The 21,444-nt window shown below is 67.2% G+C and carries 17 protein-coding genes; 11 read left to right on the plus strand and 6 right to left on the minus strand.

Annotated features, from left to right (window positions below):
* Positions 1 to 197 precede the first annotated feature (197 nt).
* On the minus strand, positions 198 to 1,085 hold the full coding sequence (locus AC5P56_RS04315; RefSeq protein WP_032960726.1) for an outer membrane protein assembly factor BamD: 888 nt from the start codon (positions 1,083 to 1,085) through the stop codon (positions 198 to 200).
* 113 nt (positions 1,086 to 1,198) lie between these two features.
* Here AC5P56_RS04315 and rluD point away from each other — a divergent pair, with 113 nt between their 5' ends.
* The 4 genes from rluD to AC5P56_RS04335 are packed head-to-tail and all read left to right on the plus strand — an operon-like array spanning position 1,199 to position 3,897.
* Positions 1,199 to 2,188: a 23S rRNA pseudouridine(1911/1915/1917) synthase RluD gene (gene rluD, locus AC5P56_RS04320; protein WP_197606113.1), complete on the plus strand. Its 990-nt coding sequence runs from the start codon at positions 1,199 to 1,201 to the stop codon at positions 2,186 to 2,188.
* Entirely contained in the window at positions 2,188 to 2,958 is a 771-nt protein-coding gene (gene pgeF / locus AC5P56_RS04325; RefSeq protein WP_495231475.1) for a peptidoglycan editing factor PgeF, read from the plus strand. Before rluD ends, pgeF begins: the two co-directional genes overlap by 1 nt.
* Before the next feature lie 20 nt (positions 2,959 to 2,978).
* Positions 2,979 to 3,485 (plus strand): DUF4166 domain-containing protein, encoded by a 507-nt coding sequence (locus AC5P56_RS04330; protein WP_053495126.1) that lies wholly within the window; start codon positions 2,979 to 2,981, stop codon positions 3,483 to 3,485.
* On the plus strand, positions 3,460 to 3,897 hold the full coding sequence (locus tag AC5P56_RS04335; RefSeq protein ID WP_241887054.1) for a thiol-disulfide oxidoreductase DCC family protein: 438 nt from the start codon (positions 3,460 to 3,462) through the stop codon (positions 3,895 to 3,897). Before AC5P56_RS04330 ends, AC5P56_RS04335 begins: the two co-directional genes overlap by 26 nt.
* Positions 3,898 to 3,967: 70 nt before the next feature.
* Here AC5P56_RS04335 and otsA read toward each other — a convergent pair whose 3' ends face one another.
* From otsA to AC5P56_RS04355, 4 genes are all read right to left on the minus strand, one after another.
* A complete protein-coding gene (otsA, locus tag AC5P56_RS04340; RefSeq protein WP_014648191.1) occupies positions 3,968 to 5,332 on the minus strand; it encodes an alpha,alpha-trehalose-phosphate synthase (UDP-forming) in 1,365 nt (454 codons plus the stop codon).
* Entirely contained in the window at positions 5,329 to 7,110 is a 1,782-nt protein-coding gene (locus tag AC5P56_RS04345) for a glycoside hydrolase family 15 protein (RefSeq protein WP_032960733.1), read from the minus strand. Before AC5P56_RS04345 ends, otsA begins: the two co-directional genes overlap by 4 nt.
* Positions 7,111 to 7,151: 41 nt before the next feature.
* Positions 7,152 to 7,910 carry a trehalose-phosphatase gene (otsB, locus tag AC5P56_RS04350; protein ID WP_014648189.1) on the minus strand — a complete coding sequence of 253 codons (759 nt, stop codon included), beginning with the start codon at positions 7,908 to 7,910 and terminating at the stop codon, positions 7,152 to 7,154.
* Between the two features lie 151 nt (positions 7,911 to 8,061).
* Positions 8,062 to 10,497 carry a TonB-dependent receptor plug domain-containing protein gene (locus AC5P56_RS04355; protein WP_197621708.1) on the minus strand — a complete coding sequence of 812 codons (2,436 nt, stop codon included), beginning with the start codon at positions 10,495 to 10,497 and terminating at the stop codon, positions 8,062 to 8,064.
* Between the two features lie 216 nt (positions 10,498 to 10,713).
* On the opposite strand from AC5P56_RS04355, the gene AC5P56_RS04360 reads away from it, so the two are divergent.
* The 4 genes from AC5P56_RS04360 (at position 10,714) to AC5P56_RS04375 (ending at position 16,165) form a co-directional block, all read left to right on the plus strand.
* Positions 10,714 to 11,196 (plus strand): DUF3574 domain-containing protein, encoded by a 483-nt coding sequence (locus AC5P56_RS04360; protein WP_032957546.1) that lies wholly within the window; start codon positions 10,714 to 10,716, stop codon positions 11,194 to 11,196.
* Between the two features lie 36 nt (positions 11,197 to 11,232).
* Positions 11,233 to 12,090 carry an SH3 domain-containing protein gene (locus AC5P56_RS04365; RefSeq protein WP_049405002.1) on the plus strand — a complete coding sequence of 286 codons (858 nt, stop codon included), beginning with the start codon at positions 11,233 to 11,235 and terminating at the stop codon, positions 12,088 to 12,090.
* A gap of 108 nt (positions 12,091 to 12,198) precedes the next feature.
* Complete coding sequence (locus tag AC5P56_RS04370) at positions 12,199 to 13,917, plus strand: thiamine pyrophosphate-dependent enzyme (protein ID WP_100450499.1); 1,719 nt, start codon at positions 12,199 to 12,201, stop codon at positions 13,915 to 13,917.
* A gap of 637 nt (positions 13,918 to 14,554) precedes the next feature.
* A complete protein-coding gene (locus tag AC5P56_RS04375; protein WP_111205398.1) occupies positions 14,555 to 16,165 on the plus strand; it encodes a SulP family inorganic anion transporter in 1,611 nt (536 codons plus the stop codon).
* 165 nt (positions 16,166 to 16,330) lie between these two features.
* Here the strand turns inward: AC5P56_RS04375 and AC5P56_RS04380 are convergent, their stop codons facing one another.
* Positions 16,331 to 17,041, minus strand: a complete 711-nt coding sequence (locus AC5P56_RS04380; RefSeq protein WP_053495831.1) for a glutathione S-transferase — start codon at positions 17,039 to 17,041, stop codon at positions 16,331 to 16,333.
* Positions 17,042 to 17,212: 171 nt separating this feature from the next.
* Between AC5P56_RS04380 and AC5P56_RS04385 the strand changes: the two genes are divergently transcribed.
* The 3 genes from AC5P56_RS04385 to AC5P56_RS04395 all read left to right on the plus strand — a co-directional run bounded on the left by AC5P56_RS04385 (position 17,213) and on the right by AC5P56_RS04395 (position 21,440).
* Positions 17,213 to 18,034: a DUF3014 domain-containing protein gene (locus tag AC5P56_RS04385; protein WP_478409097.1), complete on the plus strand. Its 822-nt coding sequence runs from the start codon at positions 17,213 to 17,215 to the stop codon at positions 18,032 to 18,034.
* Positions 18,035 to 18,215: 181 nt separating this feature from the next.
* Positions 18,216 to 20,801, plus strand: coding sequence for an ATP-dependent chaperone ClpB (gene clpB, locus AC5P56_RS04390; protein WP_111205396.1), 2,586 nt, complete (start codon positions 18,216 to 18,218; stop codon positions 20,799 to 20,801).
* 93 nt (positions 20,802 to 20,894) lie between these two features.
* On the plus strand, positions 20,895 to 21,440 hold the full coding sequence (locus AC5P56_RS04395) for a hypothetical protein (protein WP_495231476.1): 546 nt from the start codon (positions 20,895 to 20,897) through the stop codon (positions 21,438 to 21,440).
* The last annotated feature ends 4 nt before the right edge of the window (positions 21,441 to 21,444 follow it).

Here is a 21,444-nt window from a genome sequence, read left to right on the forward strand (position 1 = left end):
GACGCTCCGTGATGGCCGGTGTGGCCGTTGCGCCGCAGTGTGGAGCGCCTCGCCCAGGCGGGCTGCGACCGGCGTCGCATCCGCGCTGGATTCGTAGCATTCCTAGGTGCCGGCCCCGGCGCGGGGAGGCGGATGAGGAAAGCAGTCGAGCGTGGCTCGACTCCACAAAGAAGAAGGGCCCCTTTCGGGGCCCTCTCTTATTTCTTTTCCAGTCGCGCGTTGCGCTGGCCGGTGCTGGCGGACTTCTCGCCGGCGAACGGGTTCAGCTTGCGGATCATCCACGGGTACTTCGGCCACTTGCCTTCCAGCCACGGGTGATCCGGCTGGTTCAGCTGCAGGACGCGACGGGCGTCGTCGGCCAGGGTCTTGTTGCCCAGGTGGGTGTAGGAATCGGCCAGCACGGCCACGGCGTCGTACTGGAAGGCGCTCTGCGGGTAGGTTTCCAGCAGGTAGTTGGCGCGGCCCACGGCCGAGACCCAGGCGCCGCGGCGCATGTAGTACAGGGCGTTGTCCAGCTCGTGCTGGGCGAACACGTCACGCAGCTCCAGCATGCGCTGGCGCGCATCGGCGGCGTAGCGGCTGTTCGGGTAACGATCAACCACGATGTTGAAGTCCGAGTACGCCTGGTGCGGCGTGGACAGGTCGCGGCGGCTGGCATCCAGCGACCATACGCGGCGCAGGAAAACCGTACTGCGGTTGGAATTGGCCAGGCCGCGCAGGTAGTACAGGTAGGCGATGTTGCGGTGCGTCGGGTAGGTGCGGATGAAGCGGTCGATGCTGGAGACGGCGTCATCGTGCTTGCCGGCCTTGTACTGGGCGTAGGCGGTTTCGATCATCGCCTGCTCGGTGTACGGGCCGTACGGATACTGGGCCACCAGGCGGCGGAAGCTGGCTTCGGCGCCGCTCCAGTTGCCGCCCTGCATCAGCTTGTGGCTTTTCTCGTACAGCTGTTCGACCGGCACGCCTTCGTCGGGGCGATCACCCTTCTTGGCGCCGCGGTGGCAGCCGGTTGCGGCGATGACCAGCACCAGCAGCAGGGCGGTGAGGCGGACGGGCGCGGAGAGCATGGCGGAGCGTCGGATCATGGGGTCGAGGCGGGACGCGGCTGGAATACGAAGGGTCGATGATAGCCTAGTGTCCTGTCCAGCGACTGAAACCGGCCGCCGGGACCCCAAAATTTCAAAGAATGCCCCCTGCCATGTCTGAACAACCCTCTGAATCGGCCCGCCAGGCCATCGTCCCCGACACCGCTGCCGGCCGTCGTTTCGATGCCGTCGTGGCCGAACTGTTCCCCGAATATTCGCGTTCGCGCCTGACCGAGTGGATCAAGTCCGGTGACGTCCTGCTGGACGGCGCCCAGGTGCGCCCGCGCGATCCGCTGCGCGGCGGCGAGGTGGTGACCCTCCATGTGGTGCTGGAAACCCAGACCGACGCCCAGCCGGAGGACATCCCGCTGGACGTGCTGTTCGAGGACGAGCATGTGCTGGTGATCAACAAGCCGGTCGGCCTGGTGGTCCACCCCGGCGCCGGCAACCACAGCGGCACCCTGGTCAACGCGCTGCTGTTCCGCGACCCGTCGGTGGCGGTGCTGCCGCGCGCGGGCATCGTGCACCGCCTGGACAAGGACACCAGCGGCGTGATGGTGGTGGCCAAGACCCTGGAAGCGCAGACTGCATTGGTCGAGCAACTGGCGGCCCGTGACGTGCACCGCCAGTACCTGGCCATCGTGATGGGCGCGCTGGTGGCAGGCGGTACCGCCGATGCCCCGATCGACCGCCACCCGCGCGACCGGCTGAAGATGGCGGTGCGCGAAGACGGCAAGGAAGCGGTGACCCACTACCGCCTGCGCGAGCGCTTCCGTGCGCACACCGCGCTGGAGTGCCGCCTGGAAACCGGCCGTACCCACCAGATCCGCGTGCACATGGCACACGTGCGCCATCCGATCATCGGCGACCCGCTGTACGGCGGTGCGCTGAAGCTGCCCAAGGGTGCCAGCGACGCGCTGGTGGCCGCGCTGCGCGGCTTCAAGCGCCAAGCCTTGCACGCCGAGACCCTGGAGTTCATGCATCCGATCACCGGTGAGCCGGTGCGCAATACCGCGCCGGTGCCGGAGGACATGCTGCACCTGATGAAGGTGCTGCGCGAAGATAGCGAAGCCTTCGCCGCCCGCGAGCGGGATCGCTGGTGATGGCCGCCGCGCTGCCGTTGCTGCAGGCGGACTGGCCGGCGCCGGCAGGCGTCCATGCGCTGACCACGCGCCGGCATGGCGCGGGCATCTCGCCGGCGCCGTTCGCGCAGTTCAACCTCGGCAACCGGCACGCGGCCGGTGGTGATACCCCGGCCAACGTGGAGCACAACCGCAAGCTGCTGCAGGAGGGGCTGGCACTGCCCTCGGCACCGCACTGGCTGCGCCAGGTGCACAGCAGCACCGTGCTGCGCTTCACCGCGCCGCCGGTGGCTGGCGCCAGCGAACCGGTGGCCGACGCCGCGGTGACTTCGGTGCCGGGCGTGGTGCTGGCGATCCTGACCGCCGACTGCCTGCCGGTGGTGTTTGCCGCGGCCGATGGCAGCGAGGTGGGCGCGGCCCATGCCGGCTGGCGTGGACTGGCTGACGGCATGCTGGAGGCCACGGTGGCCGCCCTGCAGACGCCGCCGGCGCAGCTGCGGGCCTGGCTGGGCCCGGCCGCCGGGCCGTCCGACTATGAGATCGGCGAGGAGGTCTATCACACCTTCGTCGGCCATGATCCGGCCGCCGAAGCGGCGTTCGTGGCGACCCGGCCGGGCCACTGGAAGGTGGACCTGTTCGCGCTGGCGCGGCAGCGGTTGCAGGCGGCGGGGATGGACCCGGCGCAGGTGTATGGCGGCACGGTGTCGACCATGGCCGATCCTGACCTGTATTCGCACCGGCGCGACCGTCGTACCGGGCGCATGGCGACCCTGGCCTGGATCGCGCCCTGACCCCGCCGCTGTTTGCGCGGGTGCTGGGGCCGGCCTTCGCCACCCTGGCAGCGCCGGTGCAGGCGCTGCATGCCGCGCCGTTGCCCTGCCGCTACGTGGGGCAGGCGCGCATCGTGCGAGGGCGGCACTGGCTGGTGCCGCTGTTGGCCGCGTTGGCGCGGCTGCCGAAGGACGGCGACGCGCTGCCCACCGAAGTGGCGTTCAGTGCACGCGGGCAGGGTGAGCAGTGGGCGCGACGGTTCGGCCGCTGGCCGATGGTGTCGCGGCTGTGGGCGCACGAAGGGCTTCTGCGCGAGCAGCTGGGCGCGGTGCGCTTGGAGTTCGCGTTGCAGGCCCGCGAGGGTGGTATCGACTGGTCGGTGCGGCGGGTCTGGGCGTTCGGGCTGCTGCCGCTGCCGACGCGTTGGTTCGGCGGTGTGCGCTGCCGTGAAGCCTGGCGCGGCGAGCGTTACACTTTCCTAGTCGATGTGACGCTGCCCTGGGCCGGAGCCCTGATCCGCTATGAAGGCTGGCTCGAACCACAGTGACGGCGCCGCCGGGACTGGCAGCGCGGTGATCGTGTTCGACGGCGTGTGCGCCCTGTGCAACCGCTGGGTGCGCTTCCTGCTGCGTTTCGACCGCAAGGGGCGCTACCGTTTTGCGGCGATGCAGGGGCAGCAGGGCAGCGCGATGTTGCGCGCGCACGGGCTGGACCCGCAGGACCCGATGTCGTTCCTGCTGCTGGACGCGCAGGGCGCCTGGACCGATACCGATGCCATCCTGCGTGTACTGGCCGGGCTGGACGGCGTCTGGCGCCTGACCGGCGTGCTGCGGATGGTGCCGCGCGGCTGGCGTGATGCCGCGTATCGCGCGCTGGCGCGCAACCGCTACCGCTGGTTCGGGCGGCATGATGCCTGTCATCTGCCCGCACCGGAGCAGGCAGCGCGATTCCTGGATTGAAGAAAAAGGGGACGGAGGGGATTAAGTCGTTTGTGCACAAACGACTTAATCCCCTCCGTCCCCTTTTTTCTCAGCCTTCCAGTGCGTCCAGGTAGCTGCGCCGCCAGTGGTTGATGTCGTAGGTGCGCAGGTGCTCCATCATGGCGTGCCAGCGCTCCTTGCGCTTGCGCAGCGACATCGTCGCCGCGGTGGCGATGGCGTCGGCAACGCCATCCAGGTCGTGCGGGTTCACCAGCAGTGCCTGCTTGAGTTCGTCGGCGGCGCCGGCCAGCAGCGACAGCACCAGCACGCCCGGGTCTTCCGGGTCCTGCGAGGCCACGTATTCCTTGGCCACCAGGTTCATGCCATCACGCAGCGGCGTGACCAGCCCCACCGCCGCTGCACGGTAGAAACCGGTGAGGGTGGCATGGGTGAAGTTCTGGTTGACATAGCGCAGCGGCGTCCAGTCCGGCTCGGCGTGGCCACCGTTGATGTGGCCGGCGATCTGCTCCAGCTGGCTGCGCAGCTGCCGGTACTCGGTGACATCACCGCGCGAGACGGGGGCGATCTGCAGGTAGGTCAGCGACCCGCGCTGGTCGGGATGGCGCTCAAGATACCGTTCAAAGCCGAGGAAGCGCTCGGGCAGGCCCTTGGAATAATCCAGGCGATCAACGCCGATCGCCAGTTGGCGATCACGCAGGCTCGCGCGCAGGTTCTTTACGGCGGCCTTGGTGGCGGCGGTACCGGCCTGGCGCGCGATCAGCTCGGTGTCGATGCCGATCGGGAACGCCGCCGCGCGGAAACGACGCCCGCCGGGTGCTTCCAGCTCGCCGTTGGCGAGTACCCGACCGCCGCCGAACAGGCGCAGGTAGGTCTGGAAGCGATCGGCATCGCGCTGGGTCTGGAAGCCCACCAGGTCATACGCGTAGAGCGCGGAGAACAGCCGCAGGTGGTCGGGCATCGCCTGCAGCAGGTCGGCCGAGGGCATCGGGATGTGCAGGAAGAAGCCGATGCGGCAGCCGATGCCACGCTCGCGCAGCAGTGCGCCAAGCGGGATCAGGTGATAGTCGTGGATCCAGACGATGTCATCCTCGCGCAGCAAGGGCGCGAGCTTGTCGGCGAACAGTGCGTTGACCTTGTGGTAGGTCTCGCGGGTGGCACGGTCGTAGTCGACCAGATCCAGGCGGAAGTGCAGCAGCGGCCACAGCGTGCGGTTGGCAAAGCCGTTGTAGTAGCCGTCCACCTCGCGCTTGCTCAGGTCCATGGTGACGTAGTCGATGTCACCGTCTTTCTGCCGGTGCAGCGTGCCGCTGCCGTCCTTTACCGTCTTGCCGCTCCAGCCGAACCACAGGCCGCCGCGTTCCTTCAGGGCGGCCAGCAGGCCGACAGCCAGGCCGCCGGCGCGGTTCTCGCCGGGTACGGCCACACGATTTGAAACCACGACCAGACGACTCACGATGCCTCCTGCCAGGACCGCGACAGGCGCATCGCGGCGGTGATCAGGCCGACGTGCGAATAGGTCTGCGGGAAATTGCCCCAGGCCTCGCCGCTGTCGAAGGCCAGATCCTCCGACAGCAGGCCCAGGTGGTTGCGCTGCTTCAGCAGCAGCTCGAACATCTCGCGCGCCTCGTCCATACGCCCGATCGCCGCCAGCGCATCGATGTACCAGAACGTGCAGATGGTGAAGCTGGTTTCCGGCTCACCGAAGTCATCCGGCGCGACATAGCGGTACAGCGAATTGCCATGCTTGAGGTCGCGGCCGATCGCATCGACGGTGGCGATGAAGCGGGCGTCCATCGCATCGATGAAGCCGATGTCGGCCAGCAGCAGGAGCGAGGCGTCCAGGCGATGGCCGCCGAAGGTATCGGTGAAGTGGCCCAGTTCCTCATTCCAGGACTCGGCCATGATGCGCGCATGGATGGTGTCGGCGCGCTCGCGCCAGTAGTGTGCACGGTCATCGCGCTTCAGGCGCACGGCGATCTTGCACAGGCGGTCGCAGGCGGCCCAGCACATCGCGCTGGTGTAGGTGTGTACCTCGGTGCGGCCACGGAACTCCCACAGGCCCGCATCGGGCACGTCATGCAGGGCGAAGGCCTGTTCGCCCAGCGGTTCGAGGCGGGCGAATGTGTGCGCGTCGCCGGGATCCTGCAGGCGGCGGTCGAAGAACAGCTGCGTGGAGGCCAGCACCACGCTGCCGTAGACATCGTGCTGGCGCTGCACCCAGGCCAGGTTGCCGCGGCGTACCGGGCCCATGCCGCGATAACCGGACAGGCTGGGCACTTCGTCTTCGTCCAGCTTGGCTTCAAAGCCGATGCCATACAGCGGCTGCAGCGTGCCGTCGGTGGTGGCCAGGTTGAAGATGTAGCCGAGGAACTGTTCCATCGTGCGCGTTGCGCCGAGACGGTTCAGCGCCCGCACCACGAAAGCTGCGTCACGCAGCCAGCAGTAGCGGTAGTCCCAGTTGCGCACGCTGCCGGGTGCTTCTGGAATGGAAGTGGTCATCGCCGCGATGATCGCGCCGCTGTCCTCGTACTGGCACAGCTTCAACGTGATCGCACTGCGGATGACCGCGTCCTGCCACTCCAGTGGAATGGACAGGTAGCGCACCCATTCGCGCCAGTAGTCGCGGGTGCGCTGGAAGGCTTCCTGCACGTAGCCGCTGATCGACCGGTTGAGCGACTCATCCACGCCCAGGATCAGGTGGATGGGATGGTTGAGCACGAACGGCAGGCCATCGCGCACGAAGCGCACCGGCACATCGGTGGTCAGCCGCAGCACGTGCTCCGGCAGGATCCAGCGCACATGGTTGCTGCCCCAGGTCGACTCTGGCACGCGTGCGCCCCAGTCGGCCAGCGGGCGCGCACGCACGGTGATGCGCGGGCTGCCAGCCAGCGGACGCACCTGGCGGATCAGGCTGACCGGCCGGTAGAAGCGGTCGTTCTGCCGCCAGCGGGGGGCGAAATCCAGGATTTCCAGTTCGCCGCCGTGCGCGTCGCGGAGCACCGTGCGCAGGATCGCCGTGTTGGTGAGGTATTCCTGCTCGCTGCTGGCGAAGTCTTCCAGCTCGATGGCGAAGTCGCCACCGGTCTGCTGGTTGGGGCCGAGCAGCGCACAGAAGGTAGGGTCGCCGTCGAAGGTGGGCAGGCAGCTCCAGACAACGCGGGCACGTTTGTCGACCAGGGCGCCGAAGCTGCCGTTGCCGACCACGCCCAGATCAAGATCGGGTTGGGTCATCACGCGGTACATCTCGGTTGCGGCCGTGGGGGTTGGCCGGGTCAATAGGCATTCTCACGCAGCCAGGCGTGCACGCTGCGTATGTCGGGCAGCGCGAACACCGCCGCGCTGGGTTCACGTTCACCCACCAGCACGCTCCAGCCATGCTGGCTGTTGGCGGCATCGAAGCCGAATTCATCGGTGAGGTCGTCACCGAGAAACACCGGCAGGCGGCCGCGGAAGGGCAGGTACTGCATCATCCGGCGCACGGCACGGCCCTTGTCGGTGCCGACGGGCACGAACTCGACCACATGGTCGCCGGGTTGCAGGCGGTAGCTGGCGCGGCCCCGCACGTGGCGATCGGCGAAGGCGCGCACATCACTTGCCGCGTGCGGCGCACCGCGCCAATGCAGGGCCAGGCCGACGCCCTTGTCTTCCACCAGCACGCCGGGATGGCCGTGGGCAAAGCGCATCGCCTGCTGGTGCAGCGCGTGCAGCCACTCGGCGGTGTCGTCGTCGTGCTCGTCGCGCAGCACACGACCGTCCTCGCCGCGCAGTTCGTGCCCATGCAGGCCGGCGGCAGGCAGCTGGAGGGGAGCGAACAGCTGGTCCAGCTGTTCAAGCGGTCGGCCACTGACCAGTGCCACGGCGCCTTCCAGGCGGTCACTGATGCGGCCGATGGCTTCGCGCACATCCGGCAGGAGCTGCACGGCATCCGGTCGTGCAGCGAATTCGATGAGGGTGCCATCGACATCGAGGAACAACGCACAGGCGTCGTCCAGCAATGGCGGTGGCGGACGCAGGGGGAGCGGTTCAGCCATGACGACCAGCCTGCCAGCCTGGGCGTGTACGTGGGGTCGAGGGCAGGTTGCGGATCAGCTTCGGTGGGTGCCGACCGTTGGTCGGCACGGCAGGTCAGCTTGCATCCAGCCCAAACAGCGCGGACCAACGGTCCGCACCCACCCAATGCGATCAGAACGTATAGCGGACGCGGCCGTAGTAGTACGCGCCGTTGCTGCCGATCGGCGACAGCACGTCGTACGGCAGGTTGCCGAAGTAGTGGATATCGCTGTTGGATCGATCCGGGTAGTTGTCGGTCAGGTTCTGGCCGCCGATGGCCACGCTCCATTGCGGGGTGATGCGGTACTCGACTTCGGCATCCAGCTGCCATTCGGCCTGGTAGGTCTGGCGCGGGATGTAGCCATCACCGAAGTTGAACACGCGGGTGGCGCTGCCGTAACGGTTCACGCGGGTGCTCAGCGACCAGTGGTCGTTGCTCCAGGCGGCCGAGAAGCTGCCACGCGTGCGCGGGGTGGCATCGGTCAGGGTGTTGGTCTCCTCGATGCCGAACAGTACGTAGTCCGGGTTCAGCGCGCGCAGCTGCGCCGGCGTGGCCAGCACATTCTTCAGCGTGGTCTTGGTGTAGGCGTAGGTGCCGGTCAGCAGCAGCTGGCCATCGCCCAGCGACTGCCGCCAGTTGCTTACCAGCTCGGCGCCACGGGTGCGGGTATCGGCGGCATTGACGAAGAAGCTGGCGCTCTGCAGGCCACTGACGCCGTAGCTGGCGGCCACGTAATCGGTCAGCGCATCGCCGGTGATGCTCTCCGACAGCGCGATGCGGTCGTCGATATCGATCTGGAAGAAGTCCAGCGACAGGTCGAAATGCTCGCCGATGCGGCTGGTGAAGCCCAGCGAGGTGTTGATCGACTTCTCCGGCTTCAGGTTCTGCGCACCCAGGCCACGCGCGATCGGATTGTTGACCGACAGCAGCCGGCCCTGCACCAGCTGGCCGCCGGCGTTGTAGCCGGTGGAGGTGGATTCGTAGCCGATCTGCGCCAGCGACGGAGCGCGGAAATTGTTGGAGATGGCACCGCGCAGTGCGAACGCCGGGGTGAATTCGTAGCGCAGGCCGAGCTTGCCGGTCAGTTCGCCGCCAAAGTCGTCGTTGTGCTCGTAGCGCGCGGCCAGGTCGGTGGAGAACTTCTCGCCGAACTGGCTGGACAGGCTGGCATAGGCGCTGGCCACGTCGCGCGACAGGGTGGCGGCGTCCTGTGGGGTCAGGCCGCCACCGGCCTGCGAGCCGGTCGGGCGGTCGGTGTACGGGCCCGCCGCATAGCTGGCCGGGTCGCCGGGGCGGGTCTGGTAGCGCTCATGGCGCGCTTCCACGCCCAGGCCCAGCGTGTGGCTGATGCTGTCGCTCTGGGTGAACACGCGGCTCAGATCGAGGTTGCCCACGGTCTGCGCGTACTCGTAGTCGGCGGTCTTGAAGCGGGTCGGGCTGGTCGGGCCCAGCGATGCGTTGAGCGAATCACGCAGGCGGTAGGTGAAGTCGTTCTGGCCGTAATCCAGGCTGCTGTCGTAGCTCCACTCGCCCCACTGGCCGCGCACGCCGGCCACGGCCTGTACGTCGCGGTTCTCGCCTTCGGAGATCGGTCGGTAGCCGTTCGGATAGACCTGCTTCCAGTTGGCATCGCCATCGGGATAGCGGAAGTAGTTGGCGCCTTCGGTATCGCGCTGGTTGAAGGTGCCGAACGCGTAGAACGTCGAGGTCTGGCCCACCGGAATCTCGGTGTTCAGCCACAGGTTGATGTCCTTGCTCTTGCCATCGCCCAGCACATAGTTGCGCTTGCCCTGCAGCGCCAGGTTGTCCGGCGTCTGGTCCCACGGTGGAATCTGGTCAAAGCCAGCGCGGTTGGTGCCGTTGCGGTGCTTGTATTCCAGGCCGACGCGCAGGAAGCCGCCGTCTTCGCCCAGCGAAGTGCCGACCTTGGCGCTGATGTTGCCGGTCTGGCCATCGGTGAGGGTGCGGCCGATCGGCTTGAGGTCGGTGTGGTTGGCACCGTAGCTGGCCTCGATCTCGCCGCCGTCGCCGCCGTTGTCGAGGATCACGTTGATCACGCCGGCCACGGCGTCCGAGCCGTAAAGCGCACCGGCACCATCGCGCAGCACTTCGATGCGCTTGATCGCGCTGACCGGGATCGCATTGAAATCGACCGGGGTGGTGCCCTTGCCGATCTTGCTGTCGGTGTTGACCAGCGCGGTGTGGTGGCGGCGCTTGCCGTTGACCAGCACCAGCACCTGGTCGGGGGACAGGCCACGCAACTGTGCGGCGCGCACGTGGTCGGCGCCACCGGAGTTGGATTGGCGCGGGAAGTTGAACGACGGCAGCAGCGCCTGCAGCGCGCTGCCCAGTTCACCGTTGACCACGCCGGCCTTGCGGATGTCCTCGGCGGTGAGCACATCCACCGGCGAGGTGGATTCGAGCACGGTGCGGTCTGCGGCACGGGTGCCGGTGACGATCACGGTGTCCAGGTTGGTGGCGTCCTGGGCCAGGGCCGGGACGGCAGCGGAGGAAAGCGCGAGGGCGATGGCGAGGCCGAGCGGCGACGCGGGCAGGCGGGCGGACATGGAGGGCTCCAGCAACAACGACGACGGGGAAGGGGGGAGATAGTTTCACTTACATCCATCCGGATGAAGCGATATATTATCTTCGCGTGATGGCCGGTGCCGATGCAAGTCCCTGCCGGTCCGGCATGAGCTGATGCCCGGTTGGCATCAGCACGCCGGGCCGGTGGCGCTGTACGCTGCCGGCTTGCCCTGTCCCCCTTCCCCGGAGCTGTACCGATGAAACACCTTGGCCTCGTCTTCGCCGTGCTGCTGGCCACCAGTGGCTGCGCCAGCCTGTCTTCGCAGGCGCCCAGCGCCTATGCCACGGCCACCACCGCCGAACTGAAGGGCGATGCCGCCCGCCCTTCCGCCGGCCATGGCTGGGTGCGCAGCGAGCTGTACTTCGGCGTAGGCGAGGAGCAGGGGGCCGGCAACCGCCCGCAGGCCGACACCATCAGCGACGCGCAGTGGCGCGCCTTCCTTGACAAGGAAGTAACGCCGCGCTTCCCGGACGGCCTGACCGTGTTTGATGCCTACGGCCAGTGGCTGTTCCGCGGCGATGCCGCGCCCAACCGCCTGCGCACCAAGGTGCTGGTGGTGCTGCACGAGGACACCCCGCAGCGCCGCGCCGACATCGAGGCGATCCGCCTGGCGTGGAAGCAGCAGACCAGGCATCAGTCGGTGCTGTGGTCGCGGCAGCCGGTCGAGGTATCGTTCTGAGTTGAAGGTGCCGCCGCGGTGCTGCAGGGAGCAATGATGAACTACAGGGAATGCCTGCTGGGCCTGGCATTGGCAGGCGTACTGGCACCGACGGCGCAGGCGGGTGGGGACGACGGAGAAACGCTGCGCTTCCAGGTGGCCGCGCATGTGCAGGCGCATGCCGATCCGCAGCAGGACGGCAGCATCGCGGTGCAGCTGTCACCGTCAGGCAAGCGCCAGACGCTTGAGGGCGCGGCCGATGCCGACGGCAATTCGCGATGGTCGCTCGAAGATGTCGATTTCGATGGCTACCCGGAACTGGTCGCGCGCGCCTCGGTGGGCATGGTCAACGAAGCGGTGACGGTGTACCGCTTCGATCCGGCCAGTGCCGGGTTCCGCGCGCTGCAGGCCGACACCCACGGCAAGGACAGTTGCGGTGACCTGATGGGGCTGGCGGTCGACCGTCCGAGCCGCACGCTGACCAGCAGCTGCCGCAGCGGCCCGATGTGGTACACCGACCAGTACCGGTTTGCAGGCGCGAAGCTCTATCTGTACCGCGCCGAGAGCGTGCTGATGCTGGGCGATACGTTGAACGCCGCGCTGCAGTGGGAACAGACCGGCGAGCAGGGCCCGCTGGCGGTCTGGCGCACCTATGATGCCGCCGGCCGGGTGCTGGAAAGTGCCATCGCCGATGGCCTGGGTGCACCGCCGGATGGACCGTTGCGTGGCCAGCAGGCCACCGTGGTACCCGCGCGGCTGTTCCTGTTCGATCGACCCGGCGCATCCAGCACCAGGCGTTACCTGGTGCAGGGAGACCGCGTGGAGATGCTGGATGAACAGGATGGCTGGGTGAAGCTGCGCTACCGCAACCCGAAGCAGGGCGCGGTGGAGGGCTGGATCAACGTCAACGATTGACTCGATCTCCGCCGGTAGTTTGCCTATCGAGGTGATGTGCGCCTTGCCCACGGAGGCATCACTTCTTCGGGTCTAGCCTCGGATGCTCTCCCCTCGAGGATGTATCCGATGAGCAAGCGCGTTGCCGAGATCGTTGTCGATACCCTGCAGCAGGCGGGCGTCCGCCGCTGTTACGGCATCGTTGGCGATACCTTGAATCACGTCACCGATGCCCTGCACCGCAGTGAAATCGACTGGGTACATGTACGCCACGAAGAAGTGGCCGGCTTCGCTGCCGGCGCCGATTCGCTGGTGAGCGGCGAGTTGACCGCCTGTGCGGGTTCTTGTGGTCCCGGTGGCCTGCACTTCATCAACGGCGTCTTCGAGAGCAATCGCAACCGTGCACCGATGGTACTGATCGCCAGCCAGGTGGTGACCAGTGAGCTGGGCATGGAATTTCCGCAGGAAGTGGACTTCAAGGCGGTGTATGCCAGTTGTTCGGTGTTCTGCGAGCAGGTGCACAGCCCGGAGCAGGCGCGGCGCGTCGTGGCCCTGGCCTGCCAGGCCGCGATCAGCCGCCGTGGCGTGGCGGTGGTGATCCTGCCGGCCGACATCAGCCAGGCCGAGGTGAAGCACGATGTGCCGTTCTCGGTGCACTACACCCAGCCGGTGCTGCGCCCGTCCGATGCCGAGCTGCAGCGCATCACCGAACTGCTGGGGCAGGGCAAGCGCATCGGCATCTATGCCGGTGCCGGTTGCCAGGGCGCGCACGCGCAGCTGCTGGAGCTGGCCCGGCGCCTGCAGGCGCCCATCGCGCATACCTCGCGCGCCAAGGATTTCGTCGAGCCGGACAACCCGTACAACATGGGCATGACCGGCATCTTCGGCATCGAATCCGGCTTCCACACGCTGATGGAGTGCGACACGCTGCTGCTGCTCGGCGCCGATTTCGCCTGGGGCCAGTTCTACCCGGACAAGGCCACGATCATCCAGGTCGACCGCGATGGCAGTCACCTCGGCCGCCGCCACCCGGTGAGCCTTGGCGTGGTCGGTGACATCGCACCGACGCTGGACGCGCTGCTGCCGATGCTGCCGCCGCGCGAGGACAGCAGTTTCCTGGACGAGTGCATCGGGCGTCGCGACAAGGCGCTGAAGAAGCGCGAACAGGAAGAACAGCCGGGCGAGGGTGAACTGATCCATCCGCAGCACCTGACGGCATTGCTGTCGAGGCATGCCAGCGACGATGCGCTGTTCACCGCCGACGGCGGTTCGCCGATGGTGTGGGTGCTGCGCCATATCCGCGTCAACGGCCGCCGCCGCACGCTGACCAGCCTGCTGCACGGCACGATGGCCAACGCGATGCCGCAGGCGCTGGGCCTGCAGAAGGCCTTCCCCGGCCGGCAGGTGATCTCGCTGTCCGGTGATGGTGGCCTGGCGATGCTGCTGGGCGATCTGTTGACGGCCGTGCAGGAAAACCTGCCGATCAAGGTGGTGGTGTTCAACAATGGTTCGCTGAACTTCGTCGAGCTGGAGCAGAAGGTGGAGGGCCTGCTGGACAACTACACCGACCTGAAGAACCCGGACTTCGGCCGCCTGGCCGAGGTCATCGGCTTCCACGGCCGCACGGTAACCCGCAGCGAGGACCTGGAGGAGGCGGTGCTGGATTTCCTGTCCCAGCGCGGCCCGGCGCTGCTGGACGTGCATACCAGCCGCGCGGAGCTGGTGATGCCGCCGCAGATCGAGGCCAAGCAGGTGGCCGGTACGGCGTTGTACGCCGCCAAGGCAGTGTTGAACGGCCGCTTCGACGACGTGAAGCATCTGCTGGTGGACAACTTCCTGAAGAAATAGAGGGTTGGTCGATGCAGGGCTGCGCCCTGCACCCGCGGTAGTGCCGGCCGCTGGCCGGCCACCTCAGAAGCAACGGCGGCCATCCGTGTGGTAGGTGTCGACCTTGGTCGACACGGTAGATCCACGCCATGCGTGGATGAACGAACGAATGATCGAAATAATCTTCTGTAGAGCCGAGCCATGCTCGGCTCAGAGCCTTCGCGTACAGCGGGCGAGCATGGGCCCGGCACTGCAGCGAGAGCCTGCCTTGGCTTTGGATCTTTTGATCTTCTTCCGTGGCTGCCGCGCGCAGGAAACTGTCAGGGGTCGGTCGGGTGGGCTGCGCAGGACCGTTGGCGCCATGGATGGCGCCATCGAGCCCCCATGGGTGAGGGCGCTTTGCTTGCGAAGCACTGCTTCGCAAGCGCCCGAACGCACAGCCGCCAGCGGCTGGGCCGGTCTGGGGGTTTACGGCGTGTCCTGCGCAGCCCACCCCGACCGGCCGAACTCGCAATGCCGGTCGACTAACAGTCGACTCTACCCGCGACCAGCCACGAGGGGCCCCGCCGTTGGCTGGAACCCATCATTCCACGACGGAATTGGCGCGCCGGCCCCGCTGGGCCTACCATCGGCGCTCCCCACCCCCACCGCCCCTTCCATGTCCGCTCCCGCTTCCGCCGTACCGCGTCGCTGGTTCGTCGCCGGCGACTTCAACGGCTTCTTCGGCCTGGTCGTCGACAACCTCTCCATCCTCGGCTTCATCGCCATGGCCCTGGTCGGGATCTTCCAGTTCCCCGCCGACGTGGTGTTCGGCCGCATGTTCCCCGGCACCGCCTTTGGCGTGCTGGTCGGCAACCTGCTGTACACCCTGATGGCGCGCCGGCTGGCGGCACGTACCGGCCGCGACGATGTCACCGCCATGCCGCTCGGCCTGGATGCCCCCACCAGCATCGGCATGGCCCTGCTGGTGCTCGGCCCGGCCTTCCTCGCCTTCAAGCAGCAGGGCATGGATCCGCATGCTGCGGGCATCGCCACCTGGCAGCTGGGCATGGCCGCGCTGGTCATCATGGGCGTGCTCAAGTTCGTGCTGTCGTTCTTCGGTGAAGCGGTCACCCGCGCACTGCCGCGAGCTGCGCTGCTGGGTTCCATCGCCGGCATCGCGCTGGTGCTGATGGGCCTGCTGCCGCTGCTGGAAACGCTGCGCTCGCCGCTGGTCGGCTTCACCACGCTGGGCCTGCTGCTGTATGTGCTGATCGCCAAGGGCAAGCTGCCGGTGCGTGGCCCGGGCGTGCTGCTGGCCTTCGTGTTCGGCACCGTGCTGTATTACGGCCTTGGACTGGCCGGGCTGGGCGCGCCCGGCTTCCATGTGCCGGAATGGGTGCCGCCGCAGGTGGTGCTGCCGCTGCCGACGCTGGGCTTCCTTGAGGGCCTGCCCACGGCGATGACCTACCTGCCGCTGCTGCTGCCGTTCGGCCTGCTGATGGTGGTCGGCGGCATCAATGTGTCTGAGAGCGCACGCGCGGCTGGCGATGACTACCGCACCCGCGACATCCTGCTGGTGGAGGCGGTGGCTACGCTGGTGGCAGGCGTCTGTGGCGGTGTCGCGCAGACCACGCCGTACATCGGCCAGCCGGCCTACAAGCACATGGGCGCGCGCAGCGGCTACACGCTGCTGACCGGCCTGTTCGTCGGCATCGGCGGCATGCTCGGCATCATCTCCGGGCTGGTGCAGTGGCTGCCGCTGGCGGTGCTGGCACCGATCATCGTGTACGTGGCCATCGACATCACCACCCAGGCCTTCCAGGCCACGCCGCGCCACCATACCGGCGCGATGGTGTTCGGTTTCCTGCCGTCGGTGGCCTACCTGCTGGCGATCAAGGCGCCCGGCTGGATCGCACCGGACCAGCTGCCGCAGCTGCTGACCAAGCTCGACGGCCATGGCCTGCCCGAGCTGGCGGTGATTTTCACCCTCGGCAACGGCTTCATCATCACCTCGATGCTGTGGATCTCGGCGGTAGCCGCGATGGTCGATGGCCGCCTGCGCCGTGCCTGCGGCTTCCTGCTGGTGGCGGCGGTGCTGACCCTGTTCGGCCTGATCCATTCGGTGGACCCGCGTGGCGGCATCTACCTGCCGTGGGATCTGGACGGGCTGGCACGCATCATCAGCTTGCAGTTCGCCGGCGCCTACGTGGCATTGGCGCTGCTGCTGGGCCTGCTGTCGCTGCAGAAGCAGCCGGTGAAACCGCTGGATGATCGCACCGATCATTGACTGGTGACGCCGGGCATGGCCCGGCGTTACCGCTCCTTCCACTTCTGGTGCTTTGTAGAGCCGAGCCTGCGCTCGGCTGCTCTGAGCCGAGCATGGCTCGGCTCTACAGGGGCGTGTTGCAGGCGGCGAATGATCACAGCGCGCTCTGCCGGCCAGCGGCCGGCACTACCGTTCGGCGTCCAGTTCCGGGTAATGGCGGAAGATGCCGTTGGTGTTGAACGGCAACCGCCGCTCAGACGCCAGATAGGCGGCGATGTTGGGTCGTTTCGCCACTCGTTCCTGCAGCGCGCGCAGCCGGGGCAGGGTGGGGCCGAGCGCCTGCATGCGGCGCGGAAACATGTAGTCCAGCCCGCTCAGCAGCTGGAACAGTGACAGATCCACATAGGAGTGCTCGCGCAGTGCATGGCGGCCACCGTTGGCGGCCATCACCTGCTCGAAATAGCCGAGGAACTTGGGCAGGCGCTCGCTGCGCAGTGACGCGGCTCGTGCCCTGGCCTCGGTCTTCTGCTGTTCGTAGTACTTCGATGCGGCGATCGGATGGTGGGTGTCGTGCACCTCGGCTACCAGGTCGGCGATGGTCAACTGCAGTTGCAGCGCCTGCATCCGCCGCGATGCGGCCTGCGGCACCAGGTCCAGCGTCGGGCCGAGGAAATCCAGGATCGCCGCGACCTGCGCGATGACCTGGCGGCCGGCCTTCAGGAACGGCGGCGCAAAGGGCTGTGCCCCTTCGTTGCGACCCTCCAGAAACGGCTGCATCACCGCATCGCCGTGCACCCGCGCCATGTCGATGTAGTCGGCGCCGGCATCTTCCAGCGCCAGGCGCACGAACTCGCCACGGCCCTGGATGCCGGTCCAGTAGTACAGCGCGTACTGCATGGCAGAGTCTCCACGGGACAGGACTCCTAGCCTCGCGCGGGTGGCGCAAAGCAGACGTGAGCGCGGCCTTGCTGCAGGTCTCAACCCGAACGGCAGCGGAACAGGCGGGGAACCGGCTGCAATCGATGGGGTCACACCGTCTCCATTGCGTGTGAAACGAGGTGCTGCATCATGCAGAGTGGAAAGGCGGTCTGGCCCTGGGTGTTGGGTGTGGTGGTGATCGGCGGCGCGGGCGGCTGGTTGTTCCGCGATCAGCTGAAGAGCCTGGCCGACGGTGTCCCGGTGCCGGTGCAATCAAGCCCTGCCAGTACCAGTGCACCGGCACAACCGCAGGCGGCCGCAGAGCCCGCGCCAGCACCACCATCGATCAGGCATCCGCTGGATACTGAGGCCGCCGCCGACCCGGCGCTGCCGAAACTGGCTGACAGCGATGCCGCGGCCTGGGGCGCACTGAGCCAGCTGTTCCAGGGCGAGGGACCGCTGACCCTGCTGCTGCGTGATCACCTGATCCAGCGCCTGGTCACCCAGGTCGACAACCTGGACAAGCCCAGCGTGCCGCCGACCGCGCTGGCCGCGCGGCCGCTGCCGGGCAATCTGCAGGTCGATACGGGCGAAGGCGGCGAACGCATCGCCGCCAGCAATGCGGCACGCTATGCGCCTTACGTACTGGCGTTCACTGCGCTGGACCCGGCGGCAACGGCTACCGCTTACAAGCGCTTCTATCCGCTGATCCAGCAGGCCTATGCCGACCTTGGCCGGCCCGAGGGTTATTTCAACGACCGCCTGGTCATGGTGATCGACCACCTGCTGGACACCCCGGAACTGGCCCAGTCGCCGCTGGTGCAGCGCGATGAACGCGGCCGCTATCGCTTCGTCGATCCCACCCTGCAGTCACGCTCGATCGGGCAGAAGGCCCTGCTACGCATGGATCCTGCACAGGCGCGGGCGATCAAGCAGCAGCTGCGGGCGATCCGCAGCGCGATCACCCGCTGAGCCCGTCCACCGTACGGAACTGATCGGGATCAACGCGCCGACCACACGCGCTCCGGCATGCTGGCCGCAGGCTGACTGGCCCCGGGGTGCAGTCGCAGCCACCCTTGAAACCGGGTGGGGCAACCGCATCTTTCCAGCATTGCCGGCCCAGGCCGGCCCTGATGACCGATGAGGATTCGCAATGCGGATGGACAAGCTCACCTCGCGTTTCCAGCAGGCGCTGGCAGACGCACAGTCGTTGGCCGTGGGCCGCGACAACAGCATCATCGAACCGGTTCACCTGTTCAGCGCGCTGCTGGACCAGCAGGGTGGCAGCACGCGCCCGCTGCTGGCCCAGGCCGGGGTGAACGTGCCGGTGCTGCGCGAGCGCCTGACCGAGGCGCTGGACGCACTGCCCAAGGTATCCGGCCAAGCCGGCAACGTCTCGATGGGCAACGATCTGGGGCGCCTGCTGAACCAGACCGACAAGCTGGCGCAGCAGCACGGGGACGCCTTCATTGCCAGCGAGTGGTTCGTGCTGGCGGCGCTGGACGATGGCGGCACGCTGGGCATGGCGCTGCGCGCCGCCGGTGTCGACAAGACGCGCCTGCAGGCGGCGATCGACAAGCTGCGTGGCGGCGAGAACGTGCAGTCGGAGAATGCCGAGGAGCAGCGGCAGGCGCTGGAGAAGTACACCATCGACCTGACCGCGCGGGCCGAGAGCGGCAAGCTCGACCCGGTGATCGGCCGTGACGAGGAAATCCGCCGCACCATCCAGGTGCTGCAGCGCCGGACCAAGAACAACCCGGTGCTGATCGGCGAACCCGGCGTGGGCAAGACTGCGATCGTGGAAGGGCTGGCCCAGCGCATCATCAACGACGAAGTACCCGAGGGCCTGCGCGGCAAGCGCGTGCTGTCGCTGGACATGGGCGCGCTGATCGCCGGGGCCAAGTTCCGCGGCGAATTCGAGGAGCGCCTGAAGGGTGTACTCAACGATCTGGCCAAGAACGAAGGCCAGATCATCCTGTTCATCGATGAACTGCACACCATGGTCGGCGCGGGCAAGGCCGACGGCGCGATGGATGCCGGCAACATGCTGAAGCCGGCGCTGGCACGCGGCGAGCTGCACTGCATCGGTGCGACCACGCTGGACGAATACCGCAAGTACATCGAGAAGGACGCTGCGCTGGAGCGCCGCTTCCAGAAAGTGTTCGTCGGTGAGCCGTCGGTGGAGGACACCATCGCGATCCTGCGCGGGCTGAAGGAAAAGTACGCCGTGCACCACGGGGTGGAGATCACCGACCCGGCCATCGTGGCCGCCGCCACGCTGTCCAACCGCTACATCACCGATCGCCAGCTGCCGGACAAGGCCATCGACCTGATGGACGAGGCGGCCTCGCGCCTGCGCATGGAGATCGACTCCAAGCCGGAGGAGCTGGATCGCCTGGAACGCCGGGTGATCCAGCTGAAGATCCAGCGCGAGATGCTGAAGAAGGAAAAGGACGAAGCCTCGCGGCAGCGGCTGGCCGACCTGGAGAACGACATCGACGGGCTGGAGCGCGAGTTCTCCGACCTCAATGAAATCTGGAAGTCGGAGAAGGCTGCGCTGCAGGGCGCCACCAAGATCAAGGAGCAGGTCGAGCAGGCCAAGCTGGAACTGGAAGCCGCGCAGCGCCGCCAGGATTTCGCCAAGATGAGCGAGATCCAGTACGGCCTGTTGCCGCAGCTGGAAAAGCAGCTGGCCGCGGCCCAGGAAGCCGAGCACAAGGACTTCAAGCTGGTGCAGGACCGGGTCACCGACGAGGAGATCGCCGAGGTCGTGTCGCGCTGGACCGGCATTCCGGTCAACAAGATGCTCGAAGGCGAGCGCGACAAGCTGCTGCGCATGGAAGAAGTGCTGCACAACCGTGTGGTCGGCCAGGAGGAAGCGATCAAGGTCGTCTCCGATGCCGTGCGCCGTTCGCGTGCAGGCCTGTCCGATCCGAACCGTCCGGCCGGCTCGTTCCTGTTCCTCGGCCCGACCGGCGTCGGCAAGACCGAGCTGTGCAAGTCGCTGGCCGAATTCCTGTTCGACAGCGCCGACGCGATGATCCGCATCGACATGAGCGAATTCATGGAGAAGCACAGCGTCGCCCGCCTGATCGGCGCCCCCCCGGGTTACGTGGGCTACGAGGAAGGCGGCTACCTGACCGAGGCGGTGCGCCGTCGCCCGTATTCGCTGATCCTGCTGGACGAAGTGGAGAAGGCGCATCCGGATGTGTTCAACATCCTGCTGCAGGTGCTGGACGATGGCCGCCTGACCGATGGCCAGGGCCGCACCGTGGACTTCCGCAATACCGTCATCGTGATGACCTCGAACCTGGGCTCGCACCAGATCCAGGACATGAGCGCCGACGATAGCCCGGAGGCCTACACGCAGATGAAGGCAGCGGTGATGGGCGTGGTGCAGGCGCACTTCCGTCCGGAGTTCATCAACCGCCTGGACGACATCGTGGTGTTCCACCCGCTGGACAAGCAGCAGATCAAGCAGATCGCGCGCATCCAGATGCGCGGGCTTGAGAAGCGGCTGGCCGAGCGCGGGTTGAAGCTGGCGGTCTCCGATGCGGCGTTCGACCTGCTCGGCAACGTCGGCTTCGATCCGGTGTACGGCGCGCGCCCGTTGAAGCGTGCGATCCAGTCGCAGCTGGAAAACCCGCTGGCGCAGCAGATCCTGTCCGGCGCCTTCGTCAACGGCGATACCATCGAAGTCGGCAACGACGGTGGTCGCCTGGTGTTCGCCAAGGCTTGAACCGGTGGCGCCCCGGCCATGGCTGGGGCGCCATCCGAGCCTTGGCAGCGCACGATGGTCCTGTTTCACTTTCGCAAGGATGAGGAGAACCGCATGGACGTTGCCCGCAGGGCTTCACTCTGCATGACGCTGGCGTTGGCTGCTGTTTGTGGACACGCCGCGGCCGCCGAACAGGTCCAGCTGCCGCCGATGAAGGGCTACCAGCAGGCCCACCAGAGCACCGACGCGCAAGGCAACCGCATCACCGAGTACGTGCCACAGGGCCAGACCGTGCACGACTGGACCGACATGGTCACCGTCAACGATGCGCCGAACAGTGGCCATGTGAGTCCGCGTGAGTTCCTCGGCATCATCGAGGCGGGGTGGCGCATCGCCTGTCCGGCGGCGCAGAGCCACTGGATCCGCGAAGGTGAAGAAGGGGGACGGCCCTTCGCCCTGCTGATGCTCAGCTGCCCGCGGAATCCGGGGACAGGCAAGCCGGAGTTCACCTGGATCAAGGGCGTGCAGGGCAAGCAGGGCTTCCACACCGTGCAGAAGTCGTTCCGCTCCGAGCCGGAGAAGGAGGACGTCGTGCAGTGGATCGGCTGGCTGCGCGAGGTCGGGTTGTGCGGCAACGGCGACGCACCGGCCTGCCGCTGACCGC

This window comes from Stenotrophomonas sp. YJH_SMC_131, assembly GCF_059367975.1.